Annotated in this window: 10 protein-coding genes and 2 tRNA genes; 2 read left to right on the top strand and 10 right to left on the bottom strand. The window is 68.8% G+C overall.

What is annotated here, in order from left to right:
- Window positions 1-102 precede the first annotated feature (102 nt).
- Together JOE59_RS13485 and JOE59_RS13490 are read right to left on the bottom strand one after the other, a co-directional pair.
- Window positions 103-1770, bottom strand: a complete 1668-nt coding sequence (locus JOE59_RS13485) for a S41 family peptidase (protein ID WP_204461213.1) — start codon at window positions 1768-1770, stop codon at window positions 103-105.
- Entirely contained in the window at window positions 1767-3299 is a 1533-nt protein-coding gene (locus tag JOE59_RS13490; RefSeq protein WP_204461215.1) for an amidohydrolase family protein, read from the bottom strand. Before JOE59_RS13490 ends, JOE59_RS13485 begins: the two co-directional genes overlap by 4 nt.
- Before the next feature lie 231 nt (window positions 3300-3530).
- On the opposite strand from JOE59_RS13490, the gene JOE59_RS13495 reads away from it, so the two are divergent.
- The gene (locus JOE59_RS13495; RefSeq protein ID WP_204461217.1) at window positions 3531-4313 is read left to right on the top strand and encodes a uracil-DNA glycosylase family protein; all 783 of its coding nucleotides are present in this window, start codon (window positions 3531-3533) and stop codon (window positions 4311-4313) included.
- A 94-nt stretch (window positions 4314-4407) separates the two neighbouring features.
- Here the strand turns inward: JOE59_RS13495 and JOE59_RS13500 are convergent.
- From JOE59_RS13500 to JOE59_RS13525, 6 genes are all read right to left on the bottom strand, one after another.
- Window positions 4408-4481: transfer RNA gene (locus JOE59_RS13500), tRNA-Met, on the bottom strand.
- A 48-nt stretch (window positions 4482-4529) separates the two neighbouring features.
- A tRNA-Thr gene (locus JOE59_RS13505) sits at window positions 4530-4601 on the bottom strand.
- 100 nt (window positions 4602-4701) lie between these two features.
- Window positions 4702-6618, bottom strand: a complete 1917-nt coding sequence (locus JOE59_RS13510; RefSeq protein WP_204461219.1) for a glycoside hydrolase family 13 protein — start codon at window positions 6616-6618, stop codon at window positions 4702-4704.
- A 66-nt stretch (window positions 6619-6684) separates the two neighbouring features.
- Entirely contained in the window at window positions 6685-7689 is a 1005-nt protein-coding gene (locus tag JOE59_RS13515) for a sugar ABC transporter permease (RefSeq protein ID WP_204461220.1), read from the bottom strand.
- Entirely contained in the window at window positions 7689-9308 is a 1620-nt protein-coding gene (locus tag JOE59_RS13520) for an ABC transporter permease subunit (RefSeq protein WP_204461221.1), read from the bottom strand. The genes JOE59_RS13515 and JOE59_RS13520 overlap by 1 nt, the downstream gene beginning before the upstream one ends.
- A gap of 76 nt (window positions 9309-9384) precedes the next feature.
- Window positions 9385-10617: a sugar ABC transporter substrate-binding protein gene (locus JOE59_RS13525; RefSeq protein WP_204461222.1), complete on the bottom strand. Its 1233-nt coding sequence runs from the start codon at window positions 10615-10617 to the stop codon at window positions 9385-9387.
- A 262-nt stretch (window positions 10618-10879) separates the two neighbouring features.
- Here JOE59_RS13525 and JOE59_RS13530 point away from each other — a divergent pair, with 262 nt between their 5' ends.
- Entirely contained in the window at window positions 10880-12556 is a 1677-nt protein-coding gene (locus JOE59_RS13530; protein WP_239560256.1) for a glycoside hydrolase family 13 protein, read from the top strand.
- A 51-nt stretch (window positions 12557-12607) separates the two neighbouring features.
- Here JOE59_RS13530 and JOE59_RS13535 read toward each other — a convergent pair whose 3' ends face one another.
- Together JOE59_RS13535 and JOE59_RS19135 are read right to left on the bottom strand one after the other, a co-directional pair.
- The gene (locus JOE59_RS13535; protein WP_204461224.1) at window positions 12608-12925 is read right to left on the bottom strand and encodes a CHY zinc finger protein; all 318 of its coding nucleotides are present in this window, start codon (window positions 12923-12925) and stop codon (window positions 12608-12610) included.
- 1 nt (window position 12926) lies between these two features.
- A complete protein-coding gene (locus JOE59_RS19135) occupies window positions 12927-14207 on the bottom strand; it encodes a M23 family metallopeptidase (protein ID WP_204461227.1) in 1281 nt (426 codons plus the stop codon).
- Between the last annotated feature and the right edge of the window lie 765 nt (window positions 14208-14972).

A 14972-nucleotide genomic window follows, 5' to 3' on the forward strand; every position in this document is an offset into this window, starting at 1 on the left:
GTCGCCACGGTGGCGATGGTGGTGCCGTCGAGGAGACGATGATCGTGCTCGGCGCGACGGATCCGACGGATCCGACGGATCCGACGGATCCGCCGGTGAGGGTCAAGCGCTCGCCAAGAGACGAGCGCAGTAGTCGGTGAGGTCGCGGTTTCCGTCGAGCAGGTCCGTCTCCGTCATGTCGTACTGGTCGTCGCCGAGGACGCCCACGTCCTCGATCGCGAGCCCGGAGCTGTACCCGGACCGGACCATGCGGCGGACCGAGATCGTGAACGTGATGCCGTCAGGGATCGGGGGCAACGTGCGGCGGGCGGCGCGGTAGGCGTATCGGATGTCGTCGGTGTTCCAGACGTTCGCACCGCCGGCTCCGGTCGCGGCCCCGACGGAGACGATGGAGCCGATGCCGTGGTCGACGATGCCGGCGGCGAAGAGGTCGCCGCATGAGAACGTGTTCGCGTCGACGACGGCGATGACGGGACCGCGGTAGGCGCGTTCGGTTTCGTTGCAGATGTCTGCGTCGGCGATGGGCAGGTGCTGTGAGAATTCTTCACCGAGTTGGAGGGCTGCGCGGGTCGACTCGGCCCAATCGGCGAGGTCGGCGCCGTTGCCGTCGGCGTCGGTGAGCTCGATCATCGCGGGTGTGGCGCGACATGCGAATCGGCTGGGTTCGACGTGTTCGTCGGTGAACAGCTTGAAGACGCGTTCGGCAGCGTCGATGACCCCGCCGGGGTTGGATCGGAGATCGATGATCAGGCCGGCATCCGGCATGTCGTGGAGCAGGTCGGCGATCTGGTTGATGAATCGGGTGGTGTGCTGGACGTCGAAGGTCCAGATGCGGAGGTAGCCGAACTCGCCGTGGGCCGTGCTGATCATGCGTGCCGAAAGGGCGTCGGAGAAGTCGGTCGGCAACCATCCGGCGTCTCTGGCGGCCGGACGGCCTTCGGCTTGATCCTTCTCCCAGAGCTCGGTGGCGAAGAGGAGCTTTCGGGCACGGCGGGCGGTTTCGCTGGTGAGGTTGATGGCACGGCGAGTACGGGTGTCGATGAGGTTGTCCGCGGTCGCGGCAGATGCGGGTTCCACGGCTCGCCAGTGGAACCTGATGGTGCGGTCGGCCGTGTTCTCGTCATCCTCGGGGCGCCGGTAGCCGATGTCGACCCATCGTTCGTCGGGTGGCGGCAGGTAGGCGAGCGGGCGTTGAGTGAGTGTTTCGAGTGCGCGGGCGCGGGCGGCGTCGGGTCGTCCGCCGGTGAGGGTCTCGGCGTAGAGGTCCACGGCGCGGGCGAACGGGACGCCGTTCCAGGTCGTGACTCGCACGCGGGTGTGGAAGTCGCGGTCGGTGACCTCGTCGGTGGTCTTCGTGACGAGGTAGGTGGGGTTGTCGTAGGCGCCGAAGGGTTCGACGAGGAACGGCAGGGTCGCGACGAAGGTGTTGGTCTGCCCGTCGGCGCTGCCGACGAAGAGTTGGGTGTGCTGGTCTCGGAGTCGGTTGATGAGGCGGGTGAGTTCGCGGAGGAATCCTGCCGAGTCGAGGTACGGGATCTGCCGTCGGAGGGCGGTGAGCGCGCGGAGCGGGTCGAATCCGTAGAGGGCCCGTTTCTGGCTGTAGTGGACGTAGACGTCGGTGAACAGGGTCGTCCAGAGGTCGATGAGGTCGTGTCGTTGGGTGACGGTGAGTTCGACGGGTTGCCAGGTGGAGTCCACGCTGGGGGTGACGACGTCGTCGAGGGGGACGCCTTCACGGGATCGGCGCGCCGACTTCGTGAGCTTGGTCATGGCAGGAACCGTCCTCTGAGGGGCGCGAGCACGCCGTTCTGGATGGGCGACTGATCGAGGAGGTCGAAAAAGGCGGCATCGTGTTCGATCGAGGGCACGGCGGGGATCTTGACGGTGGCGGGGTTCTTGGGAGGTCCGGCCCTGCCTGAACGTCGCGTATCGGGCATGTCGAGGAACAGTTCGAGCGCCACGTCGTCGGCGAATCTGGGTCCGGTCGCGGCGCGAGCCTGGGCGTTGGCGATCGCTGCCTGCGGGTCGGCTTGCACGGCGTCGAGCGTGTCGGTGATGGCCTTCCACGACCATGCCTTCTCGGGTCTTGCCGGGTCGGGCACGGCGATGCGTCGACGACGCCCCCCGATGGTCGTCGAGAAGGTCGCGGTGGCCCCTGCATCCTTCATGAGGTCGTGGTCGCCGTAACGCGGTACGCCGTTGATGATGACGAGGGCGATGTCCGGTTCTCGCGCGGCGACGATGCGGCTCCAGTCGTCACCGGGGCCGCGGCCTCGGATGATGACGACGTCCGCGAATCCGTCCTCCACGAGCCGGCCGACGGGTCGGTTCCAGCATCGTTCGAGGAGTGTGCCGGGGTTGCTGGTGACCATTTCGACGATGTCACCGTCGGTGACGGTGTATCCGAAGTGGTCTGCGGCGATTCGGGCGACTTTCATCTCGCCGAGGAGGTTCTTGGTTCCGGACGGACCCCAGTCGGATCCGAGGCAGACCTTGATCTCTCGGGCGCGGACGTCGTCGATGAGCGTGGTCTGCCCGTAGAGGACGAGGTTCGAGAGGGGCGACCAGACGACACCGCCGGCGGCCTGGTCGTTCCATTTCGTCCAGTCCGCGGCGTCGACGGCGCAGCAGTGGATCCCGATGAGGGTGGGGAGCAAGCCGTCGGCTCGTTCGAGTTCGGTGTAATCCGCGAGGACGCGCGACCCGCGTTGTCCTTCGGAGCAGTGGTAGATGAAACCGGATCCGTCGCCCATGCGTCGCACGGCGATGGTGAGCGCCTCGCCCTTCTTCGTGCCGACGGACGTGTAGATGAGGTTGTCCACCCCGGTGCCGGCGTCTTCGCTGTCGATGTTGCGAACGACGGTCGGGTAGCCGCGGTTCGCGTTGGGCCACCCTTGCACGCTGGTGGCGCCACCGGCCATCGCGCGGACCTGGACGTACGCGAGCAGCGCCTCGGGGCAGGCCTTCGCGTAGACCCAAGCAGGTTCGGTGATGGACTCCGTGTAGGTATCGGCGTCGGGCCAGTGCTTGTTGTGCAGCCAAGGCTCGTTGCGGCCCGGCTCCATCCACAGCGGCAACGCGTTGTACGCGAGGTGGTTGTGCATGTCGAGGAGGCCGGGGAGCACGAGCGCGTCGCCGACGTCGATCGTGCGTGCACGCGAGAATCCAGTGACGCGTTTGCGGCCGCGAGTGACGGCGACGATCCGATCGCCGTCGATCCATACCCGGCCTCGGGCCGGCTGCTCTGTTGCGCCGTTCGCCATGGTCGCGATACGGCCGGTGATGACGAGCTGGGCCATGATGCGTCCCCCGTTGGTCGGGTCAGCCGATGTGCGGCCAGTTCCTGGCCGCGGTCGTCACCGTCACGGTGATGGTTGCCATGGGAAGCCCCCCGACCCTCATGGCTGCACTCGAAACGCTACTCGCGCCCGGAAACCCACGTTGCCTCCATTTCGGGGGACAGACGGATGGTTGCGGCGCACCCCTGCAATCCGCTGAACTGAGACCCTGGAGCACAGCGGGAGGCCGCGATGATCACCGATCCCTTCGATACCGGACCAACGGGGACGTTCAGAACCCTGTGCCGGAGGTATCCCGACGACACCGTCTTCAGAGCCGCCGACGGCTTTCGGTCACTGTGGGGGCCCATCTTCTACCGCGGACGCGCGAACGGAAGCGCACGCCTGCTCGTCATCGGCCAGGACCCCGCCCAGACGGAGGCGGTCACGCGTCGAATCCTGGCGGGCCAGGCCGGCCGCCGCGTGCAGGGCTTCGTCGAGAAACTGGGGTACACGAAGAGTTACCTGATGATCAACGCGTTCCTCTACGGCATCTTCAACCAGGACATGGCGCTGCCGCATCTGAACGATCCGGACATTCAGGCCTATCGCGACCAGTGGCTGGAGGCAGCCTTCGCACCGGGCAGGATCGAAGCCGTCGTCACGTTCGGCACGCCCGCCTTCAATGCATGGAAGGCGTTCACAGCGACGCCGGCCGGGCAGAACGTGACGGTCTTCCATCATCGGGCGCTGCACCCGACGGCCGACAAGCCTGGCGGCCCGATCACGCGGAAGGAACTCCTCGACAACTGGAATGTCGCCCTGCAGGCGTTTCACGCCAACATTCAGCACCCTGACGTCACGAAGCCGCTCGTGCTCTACGGGAACGATTTCACGCCGGCGGAGCTCCCGGCGATTCCGAGCCGGGACCTGCCGATGGGCCTTCAGCCCTGGATGCGCAACACGGACTTCTGGGCGAAGCTGTCCCCCACGCCGGGCACCGAACGGGCCAACATCTCCATCGAGGTTCCATAGGGGCGACCCAGCCCACCCGTCGCAGCGACGACGGCGAAGACATGTCAGCCGAACCAAGCGAACCGAACCCGCGATACGCGGAGTCCTGATGTTGTAGCGAGGGCGGGACTCGAACCCGCGACACCACGATTATGAGCCGTGTGCTCTAACCACCTGAGCTACCCCGCCGGGTAGGCTTCCCCCGCCCAGCCGAGCGGCCGAACCGAAGAGAACCAGAGCCCCGAGTCAGGATTGAACTGACGACCCCTTCCTTACCATGGAAGTGCTCTACCACTGAGCTATCGGGGCGCGTTGCCGCACTTGGCAACCGTACGAGGATATCACCTCTCGGCGGTACCTCCGAACCACCGCCGCAACCGGTCGGCAGCAGCAGCAGTGCCGCTGCCGGTCATGCGGTTTCCGCCTGCCAGGACGGCGCCGCGACACCCGGCAGGCTCCACGCGGCGAAGCCGGCTTCCTCGGTTTCGAGCGTCACGAGACCTGCGGATGCCTCGACTCGCGCCGTCCCGTACAGCGGCGCCGCGACATCCGCTGCGCTGAGCCCGCCGAGCCCCGCCGCGTCGAACGACAGCGTCGCCCCCGATCGCGCGGCGAACACGAGCACCGACTCCTCGGTCGATTCGCGCACGAATGCGACCGCGTCGTCACCGACGGCGAGCCAGCGGATGCCGCCGGTGGCGAGCACCGGGTGTTCACGACGCAGGCGCAGGAGCGACCGGTACGTCTCGAGCACGGGCGCGACCTCGGGCGAGCTCTCGCTCCCCCACGGCATGGGCGTGCGCGAAGCCTCGCCGTCTTCGCCGGTCAGGCCGAACTCGTCGCCGGCCCAGACGACGGGAATGCCGGGCAGCGTCACCGCGAGTCCGAGCGCGGCGGGCAGGGCGCCGGTGCGCGCGTGCGTCGCGAAGCGCGGGGTGTCGTGGGTGTCGAGCGCGTTCATGGTCGCGAGGCGCGTGCGCCACGGGAAGCCCGCGGCGAACCGCACGTGGGCGGAGTGGAAGTCGCCACCGGTGAAGGTCGGAACCCGCTGCAGGGCGAAGCCGAGGCCGCCGCCCGCCGGGCTGCCCGGCTCGAGCAGCCAACTCCAGAGCGGCCGCGTGAACGGCGTGTACGTCATGGCGCCGTGCCACGCGTCGCCCTGGAAGTCGCTCGCGGCGTCGTTCGTCGACTCCCCCAGCAGCAGCGTGTCGGGCTTTACCTCGAGCATCGTGCGGCGGATCGTGCGCCGCACCGATTCGTTCAGGTCGGCCGTGCCGAGCCGGCCCGTCATGTTGGCGACGTCGATGCGCCACCCATCGAGGTGGAACGGCGCACCGAGGTACCGTGCGACGACCGAGTCGGGGCCTTCGATGAAGCGGCGGCGCAGCTCGGCAGAGCTCCAGTCGAACTTCGGCAGGCTCGGCACCCCGAGCCACGACTCGTAGCCCTCGGCACTCCCTGAGCCTGCCGAAGGGTGGAAGAAGTAGAACTCGCGCTCGGGCGCGGAGACGTCGGCCTGCGCAGCGCGGAACCACTCGTGCGCGTCGCCCGAGTGATTCGAGGTCAGGTCGCCGATGACGCGGATGCCGCGTGCGTGCGCCTCCTCGACGAGCCGCACGAGCGCCTCGTCGCCGCCGAGCAGCGGGTCGACGAGGTCGAAGGTCGTGGCGTCGTAGCGGTGGTTGGAGCGCGCCGGGAAGACGGGCGTCAGGTAGAGCAGGTCGACGCCGAGCGACGCGAGGTGGTCGAGCTGCTCGCGCACGCCGTCGAGGTCGCCGCCGAACAGCTGCTTCGACCGCCCCGGGTACACGGGGTCGACCGGGTCGCTCCAGTCGGCCGCGATGGCCCACTCGGGCAGTTGCCCGGCCGCCCGGAGCTCGTCGAACGGCGCCGCCCCCGACTTCGCGAAGCGATCGGGGAACACCTGGTACATCACGCTCGACGCCGCCCACTCGGGTGCGGGTTCGTGCGCGACGAGCCGGAAGTCGTCGTGGTCGCGGGTCTCGACCGTCGACAGGCCCAGCTGGTTCAGCCAGTGCTGCCGGCCGTCGGCGCCGACGAGCAGCCAGCGATAGCCGTGCACGGGGTTCTCGACCTCGACGGCGGCCTCCCACCACCGCCAGCCGTCGGCCGTCCCGACGACGGATGCCTCGTCGAATCGCGGCTCCCGGTTCGGGTTCGACCGGGTGCCGACCCACGTGAGCGGCCCGAACGACTCGGGCACGCGCAGGCGCACCCGCACCGTCTCGCCGAGCGCGGGCGTCTGCGTCGAGACGTGCAACGGGGACCCGTCGTGGTGCGGGGCGGGAGTGGTCGGCGGGGTCATTCCATCACCTTTCCACCTGCACATGACACGCAGGTGACGACGTGGCGTCTGCGCTCGATGCGGCCGCTACTTCACGGCGCCGGCGGTCAGCCCGCCGACGATGTACTTCTGCAGGAAGAGGAAGAGTGCCACGACCGGCAGCGCCGCGATGACGGCACCGGCCGAGAAGGCGCTCCAGTCGGCGTAGCGCGGGTTCGAGACGAGCTTCGTGAGCCCCACGGCGAGCGTCTGCTTGTCGGTGTCGATGAGCAGCACGGATGCCACGACGAACTCGTTGACCGAAGCGATGAACGACAGCAGCGCGACGACCGCGAGGATCGGCGCCACGAGCCGCAGGATGATCGTGAAGAAGATGCGGGCGTGACCCGCGCCGTCGATCTTCGCTGCCTCGTCGATCGACGCCGGCACCGTGTTGAAGAAGCCGTACATGAGGTACGTGTTCACGCCGAGCGCGCCGCCGAGGTAGACCATGATCAGGCCGATGTGGGTGTTCAGACCGATCGCGGGGAACCAGTCGCCGATCGCGCTCATGAGCAGGAAGATCGCGACGACGGCGAGCAGCTGCGGGAACATCTGCACGACGACGATCGAGATCAGGCCGAAGCGGCGCCCGGTGAAGCGCATGCGTGAGAACGAGTACGCGGCGAGCGCCCCGAGGAACACGGTCAGCACGGCCGTGATACCGGCGATCATGAGCGTGTTGCCGAACCAGGTGAGGAACGGCACCTGCGGGTCGGTGAGGATGCGCACGTAGCTCTCGAGGCCGATCGCCGAGAACAGCGCGTTCGAGCCGGTGAGCGTGCCGTGCGGGTTCAGTGACGACGAGATCACGAACACGATCGGGAACAGCGAGAAGACCACCATCAGGATGCCGACGACGTGCCGCCACCCGGTCGCGAAGAACCAGCGACGGAAGTTGAACGGCTTGCGCGGAAGCTCGCGGCCGGCGCCGCCGCCACGGCCATCGCGCGCGATCGAGACGCTCGCGCGCGTCGAGGCATCCGCGAACTCCTCCGCCTCGCCGATGACGAGGCCGGTCTGGGTTCCGGGAACGGGCTGCTGGGCGGCCATCAGTTCAGCTCCTCGAGCGACTTGGTGCGGCGGAAGGCGATGACCGAGATCACGGCCACGATGACGAAGATGATGATCGAGTAGGCGCTCGCGAGACCGTAGTCGCGCGTCTGCCCGGTGAACGCCACCTTGTAGACCATCGAGATCAGGATGTCGGTGAACCCGACCGGGATCGGGGCGTTCGAGTCCCTGGGTCCGCCGTCAGTGAGCATGTAGATCACGTTGAAGTTGTTGAAGTTGAACGCGAACGACGCGATGAGCAGCGGCGCCACTGACACGAGCAGCAGCGGCAGCTTGATGAGCCGGAACACCGCCCACGGCTTCGCGCCGTCGACCGTCGCGGCCTCCTGCAGCTCTTCGGGGATCGACTGCAGGGCCCCGGTGCACACGAGGAACATGTACGGGAATCCGAGCCACAGGTTCACGAGCAGCACCGAGAACTTGGCGAGCACCGGGTCGGTCAGCCAGGGAATGGATGCCCCGCCGAACAGCACCTGGTTGATGAAGCCGAAGCTCTCGTTCATCATGCCGGCCCAGATGAGCGCCGAGAGGAACGAGGGCACCGCGTACGGGAGGATCATCAGCACGCGGTAGTACTTGCGGCCCTTCATGCGCATGTCGTTGAAGACGATCGCGAGGAAGAGGCCGAGGAAGAACGTCGACGCGACCGAGATGAGCGCGAACGCGAAGGTCCAGAGCGTGACGTAGACGAGCGGGCCGGCGAGTCGCTCGTCGGTGACGGCGCGCACGAAGTTGTCGAAGCCGACCACGATCTGCCAGCCCGGCAGCAGCTCCTCGCCGCTGTCGGAGGTGAAGGCGCCCGTGCCGATGTCGGAGTAGACGGTGCCGGTGTCGAGGTTCGTCATCGTGCCGGCGGCCTCGTCGTACTCGAGGTTCGAGAGGTAGAGGTAGGCGCTCGAGCCGTCGGGGGTACGCAGCGCCCCGTCGTTCGGGTCGTCGGAGAACGGCACGGCGAGGGCGGTGATCTCGTCGGTGCGGGTGACCACCTCACCGAACTGCAGGGTCGTCCAGCCGTCGACGGCGACGGCCTTGTCGCCGTCCATCTCGGCGTCGACGGGGGCGAGCGGCTCGTCGTTGGTGCCGAGCAGCGCCTCGCCGTCGGGATCCGTCACGAGCAGGCCGAGCGTGCCGCCCTGGTCGACGACGGTGACCGGGTAGGTGGGCGAGTCCTCGACGCGCTGCAGCGACGAGGCCATGAGCGACGAGACCGCCTGCTCCTTCGAGCCGTTGTGCCCCGTGCCGTAGTTCGTGAAGGCGATGTAGCCCGTGTAGACGAGCACGAACACCTGGAACACGACGAGGAAGATCACGCCGGGCGTGAGGTACTTCGCGGGGAGCTTGCGTCGCGAGAAGTAGATCCAGTTGACGATCACCGCGACGACCGCGACGATCGCCGCGACGAGCCACTGCTCGGCGCTCGCGAGGATGATGACCCCGTAGATCGCGATCGCGTCGACGAGACCGAGCATCAGCAGCTTCGCGAGCAGCATCTTCAGCCCGCCGGATGCCGCGTCGGCGATGTTCGCGGCACGCCGCTGCTTCTTCGTCGGCTTCTGCGGCGTCTCTACCGAGACCTCGTCGTCGATCGTGGTGCTCATCCTGCTCGCTCTTCTCGTCGAACGTGAGTGCTCCGGGCCGGATGCCAAGCGGCATCCGGCCCGGAGCAATCAGTCGTTACTTGCTGATCGCGGCCTGCACGTCGGCGGCAAGCTTCTGCCACGTCGTGACCGGGTCGGCACCGTTGATGATGTCGGCCTCGGCGATGCCCCAGTACTGCCACACGGCGCCCATCGCGGGGATCGCGGGCATCGGCACGGCCTCGGCGCCGACGGCGGCGAAGCCGGCGACGATCGGGTCGCTCGACGCGGTCTCAGCGGCAGCCGAGAGCGCGGGGAGCACGTTGCCGGCCTTGAAGAGCTCGAGCTGAACGTCTTCGGTGCCGATGTAGTTGACGAGGAAGTCGTTCGCGGCGACCTTGTTCTTCGACTCGGACGAGACGAAGAAGCCCTTGACGCCGGCGAACGGCGAAGCGACCTCGGCGGTCGGGCTCGGCACGGAGTCGATCGCGACGTTGATGCCGGCGTCGGTCGCAGCGCCGACGTTCCACGGACCGGTCAGCCAGAAGGCCGCGGTGCCGTCGATGAAGGCCTGCTTGGCGATGTCGCCGTCGATGTCGGTGTTGAAGACGCCGGTGCCGTTCTTGCCCTGGCTGCCGAGCCACGTGGCGAACTGCTCGCCGCCCGCGTTGCCGATCTGCAGGTCGGTCGGGTCGTAGCCCTCGTCGTTGCTGCCGAAGACGGGAGCGCCGAATGCGGTCTGGAACGGGTACAGGTGGTAGGGGTTGCCCTCTGCGCCCTGCTCGACGACGAACGGCTGGGTGAGTCCGGCGGCCTGGCCCTTCGCGATCATGTCGTCGAAGCTCGTGGCGGCCTCGGGAACGAGGTCGGCGTTGCGGAGCACCGCGATGTTCTCCACCGCGTAGGGGAGCATGTAGGTCGTGCCCTCGTAGGTCGACGCGTCGATCGCGACGGGGAGGTAGTCGGCAGCGGAGTCGCCGAGCTCGATCGGGGCGACGACGCCGTTGGTCGAGAGCTCGCCGAGCCAGTCGTGGGCGCCCATGGTGATGTCGGGGCCCTTGCCGGTCGGAACCTGCTGGATGAAGTCGTCCTTGATGTCGGCGTTGTCCTTGCCGACGAGCTCGACCTTGACGCCCTTCTCCTCGGAGTAGGCGTCGGCCGCAGCCTGCAGCGCGTCGACGCGCTCGGCGTCGACCCAGACGGTCAGCGTGCCGCTCGACGAGGCCTCGCCTTCGGAGCCGCTGTCGCCGCCTGCGCAGCTCGCGAGACCGAGGGTCGCGATGACTGCGACGGCTCCGGCGGCGAGGAGGCTCTTCTTGTTCACCCTCATTGGTGTGCCCTTCTCAGTGTGCGTGAGATCGGCGCCTTCGCCTGGTGAGAGTCGCCCGTTCCGCTGTGAAACGGGGCACCGCGCCCGAAAGGCCGTTCTTCCGTGTGGAGTGCTCGCTTGGTGCAAGCGATTACAGGTATACCTTGCCTCGCGTGCATTACCAAACCAGGCACCCTGCATTGATACCGGTTCGTAACCATCGCATGACGTGTGCAAACTGCAAGCGTTTCCATCATGTATCGGGATGACGTACAGTTTCCGCATGACTTCCGAATGGTGGCGCACCGCCGCGATCTACCAGATCTACCCCCGGTCGTTCGCCGACGCGAACGGCGACGGCATGGGCGACCTCGCCGGCATCACCTCGCGCCTCGGTGCGCTGCAGGAGCTCGGCATCGACGCGATCTGGCTCTCCCCCTTCTACACCTCGCCCCAGCGGGACGCCGGATACGACGTCGCCGACTACTGCGACGTCGACCCGCTCTTCGGCACCCTCGCCGACTTCGACGCGATGGTCGCCGAGGCGCACGCCCGCGGCATCCGCGTCATCGTCGACCTCGTGCCGAACCACTCCTCCGACGCGCACGAGTGGTTCCAGGCGGCACTCGCCGCAGCGCCCGGCAGTGCCGAGCGCGCCCGCTACCTGTTCCGTGACGGCCGCGGCGCCGACGGCTCCGAGGCACCCAACAACTGGGAGTCCGTCTTCGGCGGGCCGGCATGGACCCGCGTCGTCGAGGCCGACGGCACGCTGGGTCAGTGGTACCTGCACCTCTTCGACAGCTCGCAGCCCGACTTCGACTGGACCAACGACGAGGTGCGCGAGGAGTTCCGCCGCATCCTGCGCTTCTGGCTCGACCGCGGTGTCGACGGCTTCCGCGTCGACGTCGCCCACGGCATGATCAAGGCCGAGGGCCTCCCCGACTTCACTCCCCCGGCAGAGGGCGGCAGCATGGGCGGTGCGGCGACCTCCGGCATGCCGCTCGAGCCCGAGATCTCCGTCGAGCCCGGCGACAGTGCGCCCTACTGGGGCCAGGAGGGCGTGCACGAGATCTACCGCGACTGGCGGAAGCTCCTCGACGAGTACCCCGACGACCGCATCCTCGCAGCCGAGGCATGGGTCGACCCGCTCTCGCGGCTCGCGAACTGGGTTCGCCCCGACGAGATGCACCAGGCGTTCAACTTCGCCTACCTCGAGACGCCGTGGAACGCCGATGCCCTGCGCAGCGTCGTCGACGACTCGCTCGCCGCGTTCGCCGCGGTCGGTGCTCCGTCGACCTGGGTGCTCTCGAACCACGACGTCGTGCGCCACGCGACCCGGCTCTCGGTCACCGAGGCGAACCCGCAGGGCCACGGCCTCGGCCCCCGTTCGAAGGGCCTGCCCGAGTACGCGCCCGGCCTGCGCCGCGCCCGTGCCGCGACCGCGCTCATGCTGGCGCTGCCCGGCTCGGTCTACCTCTACCAGGGTGAGGAACTGGGCCTCCCCGAGGTCATCGATGTGCCCGACGACGCCCGTCAGGACCCGACGTGGTTCCGCACGAGCGGCGAGCGCTACGGGCGCGACGGATGCCGCGTGCCCCTGCCTTGGGAGTCGACCGCCCCCTCGTACGGCTTCGGTCCGACGGATGCCTCGTGGCTCCCCCAGCCCGCGCAGTGGGCCGAGCTCGCGCGCGACGTGCAGGCCGGTGACCCCGTCTCGACGCTCTCGCTCTACCGCGACGCCCTCGCACTGCGGCGCACGCACGACCTCGGCGCCGGCACGCTCGAGTGGCTGCCGGGTTACGCCGAGACGGTCGTGGCCTTCCGAAATGGCGACGTCGTCGTGATCGCCAACACCGGCGACTCGTCCGTCGAGGTGCCTGCAGGCGACGTGCTGCTCTCGAGCGAGCCGTTCGAGGGGCGCTCGCTGCCCGCCGACACGACGGTCTGGCTCGCGGCCTAGCGATTCGGCCGCGGTGCGGCACCGCGGCCGGAGACTGCTCCGGCCGCGGGCCTACTGCTCGAAGTAGCGGTCCCAGTGCAGGCGGCAGCGCGGGTTGAAGTCCGCGCCGCAGGCCGGGCACGACTCACCGGCGCGGTACGCGGTCACGGAGAGCTCGGTGCCGCACGCACCGCAGAGGATGCCGGGCGCATCCCATTCGGCGCGCGGTCGGCGCACGACCGGGTGCGACTCGGCCTCCTCATGGCAGGCGTGGCACGGGTAGTAGCGATCGCAGCAGGCGAATCGGATGGCGATGATGTCGACCGCCGTCGCGTAGTGCACGCAACGGGTCTCGTCGTCGACCGTGCGCCCGTACACGTGCGGCCGCATGTCAGTTGGTGTTGGCGTAGAGCCATTCGAGCGGGTCGACCTTGGTGCCGTCCATGCCGCCGAGACGGATCTCGAAGTGCAGGTGCGGGCCGGTCGACATGCCGGTGTCGCCGGTGTTGCCGATGACGTCGCCGACGCTGACCGTGTCGCCGACCTCGAAGCGGCGCGACTCGTACTCCATGTGCGCGTAGACGCTCGTGACGAGCTCGCCGTCGATGATGTGATCGATCATCATGACCACGCCGAGCGATCCGCCGGAGTCGGTCGAGTTCGCGACGACGCCGTCGGCGATGCTCTGGATCTCGGCGCCGAGGCCGGGATTGAAGTCCTGGCCGCCGTGGTCGCTCGAGCAACCGGCGCAGTCGCGGTAGCCGAACTGGTCGCCGATGTGCACGCCGACCGCGAACGGCCACTGGATCGTGCCCGACGGGTTGTTCGTGAAGGTCGCCTCGGGCCGGATGCCGGCCGCGCGGGCGTACTCGTCGATGGTCTGCGTCTCGTAGCCATCGCGCTGCACGGTCTGCGCGAGCGTGCCGCTGTTGATCTCGACCTGCTGGCCGGGCTCGGTGCCGAAGGTCGCCTGCTCGAGCGCCATGGCCTGCACGTCGGCGGGCGACAGCAGTGAGAGCGACGGCACCGAGGTGGTGACCGCGAGCAGCGCCGCGAAGCTCATCGCCGCGAAGCCGCTCGACATGCGTGCGACTCGTCCTGCACGCTTCACCCGCCGCTTGGCCGGCGGTCGGGGCGTGCCGACCGCGGCGCCGGAGGTCGCGGTGTCGCGCCCCGTCGAACGCCGGGCACCGACAGACTCGGCGGCGGAACGGCGTGGCCGCTGCTCGGCGGTGACGCCGGTCGAGGGCTGCCAGTCGGCGGTGGGGGCGAACCGCTCCGCCGACTGCGCGTCGTGGACAGGAATCGGGGCCGGTGCGGGCGCAGCGACGCGTGCCAGCGCCGAGGCGGCGATCACGGCGGCGAAGTCGTCGGCTGCCGGAGCACCTGCGTCGGGCGTCGCGATCGGCACGATCGGGGGCTGCACCGGGGCGGCGGAGCGCACCGGGGCGGCGGAGCGCTCGACCTTCGCAGCCTTCGCAGTCTTCGCGGCCTTCTCGGCCTTCTCTGCCTTGCGCTCAGCCCGCGACAGGCGAACGGAGCGAGCGGATGTCGCCGCACGGCGACCGACCGGCTCGGCCTCCTGCTCGGGCTCATCGCCGAGCCCGGCGAAGAGCGCGTCGAATCCGCCGCTCGTCTCGGAACCGGAGTCTGCGCGTGCGACGCGGGCCACCGGAGAACCGGAGTCTTCCCGCGAACCGGAATCCGTCGGCGAAACGGCGAAGGCCGAGTTCCTGTCGACCGAGTGGTCGACCGGCTCGGCCTGGGGCTTCGGGGCGGGTGCTGCTGGTGCTGCTGGGAGTGCGAATGCTGCTGAGACTGCGGGGGCGGAGCGTTCCGAGGGAACGGAAGGTTCCGACGGAACGGAGCGTTCCGAGGAGACGAAGTGTTCCGCGGAACCGAAGTGTTCCGAGGGGGCCGACGGGGCGGGCGAATGCGACACCTCGGGGGCCGAGCGCCTGGGCCGCAACCCGCCGGTCACGACCGCCGCTCCAGCTTGATCGGGATACCTCGCGGCCGCGGGTGTCGGCGCGACGGGCGCCGGGGTGTACATCGGAGCGGACACCGCCGCCGGAGCGGGCGTGAACGTCGAAGCCTGCGCGAACGTCGGAGCGGGGGCAGCCGCCGGAGTCGTCGGAGCCGGCGCATACGCCGGGGTCGGAGCCGCCGGCGTCAGCAACGCCTGCCACGAGACATCCGCCTGCCGTGCGACCGGTGCCGCGGGCGCGACCGGTGCCGCCGCCGTCGCCTGCTGCCCCATCGCCGCGGCATGCTGCGCCGAGGCCGTCTCGGCCGCTTCGCGCTCACGGAGTTCACGACGAGTCAGGGGTCGCTCGGGCCGCGAAAGGGCCTGGGTGCCTGGCGTGGAATCGTCGGGCACGAGGGGGGACTCGAGCACGTGGGGGGAAACTCTCGGCTTCGTGGTGACCGGACAGGG

Source organism: Agromyces cerinus (assembly GCF_016907835.1).
Taxonomy (GTDB): Bacteria; Actinomycetota; Actinomycetes; order Actinomycetales; family Microbacteriaceae; genus Agromyces; species Agromyces nitratus.

What these genes read in the sequence shown, in the direction of transcription:
- JOE59_RS13485 (WP_204461213.1), bottom strand. Translation starts at nt 1,770, where the DNA reads ATGACCAAGCTCACGAAGTCGGCGCGCCGATCCCGTGAAGGCGTCCCC.
- JOE59_RS13490 (WP_204461215.1), bottom strand. Translation starts at nt 3,299, where the DNA reads ATGGCCCAGCTCGTCATCACCGGCCGTATCGCGACCATGGCGAACGGC.
- JOE59_RS13495 (WP_204461217.1), top strand. Translation starts at nt 3,531, where the DNA reads ATGATCACCGATCCCTTCGATACCGGACCAACGGGGACGTTCAGAACC.
- JOE59_RS13510 (WP_204461219.1), bottom strand. Translation starts at nt 6,618, where the DNA reads ATGACCCCGCCGACCACTCCCGCCCCGCACCACGACGGGTCCCCGTTG.
- JOE59_RS13515 (WP_204461220.1), bottom strand. Translation starts at nt 7,689, where the DNA reads ATGGCCGCCCAGCAGCCCGTTCCCGGAACCCAGACCGGCCTCGTCATC.
- JOE59_RS13520 (WP_204461221.1), bottom strand. Translation starts at nt 9,308, where the DNA reads ATGAGCACCACGATCGACGACGAGGTCTCGGTAGAGACGCCGCAGAAG.
- JOE59_RS13525 (WP_204461222.1), bottom strand. Translation starts at nt 10,617, where the DNA reads ATGAGGGTGAACAAGAAGAGCCTCCTCGCCGCCGGAGCCGTCGCAGTC.
- JOE59_RS13530 (WP_239560256.1), top strand. Translation starts at nt 10,880, where the DNA reads ATGACTTCCGAATGGTGGCGCACCGCCGCGATCTACCAGATCTACCCC.
- JOE59_RS13535 (WP_204461224.1), bottom strand. Translation starts at nt 12,925, where the DNA reads ATGCGGCCGCACGTGTACGGGCGCACGGTCGACGACGAGACCCGTTGC.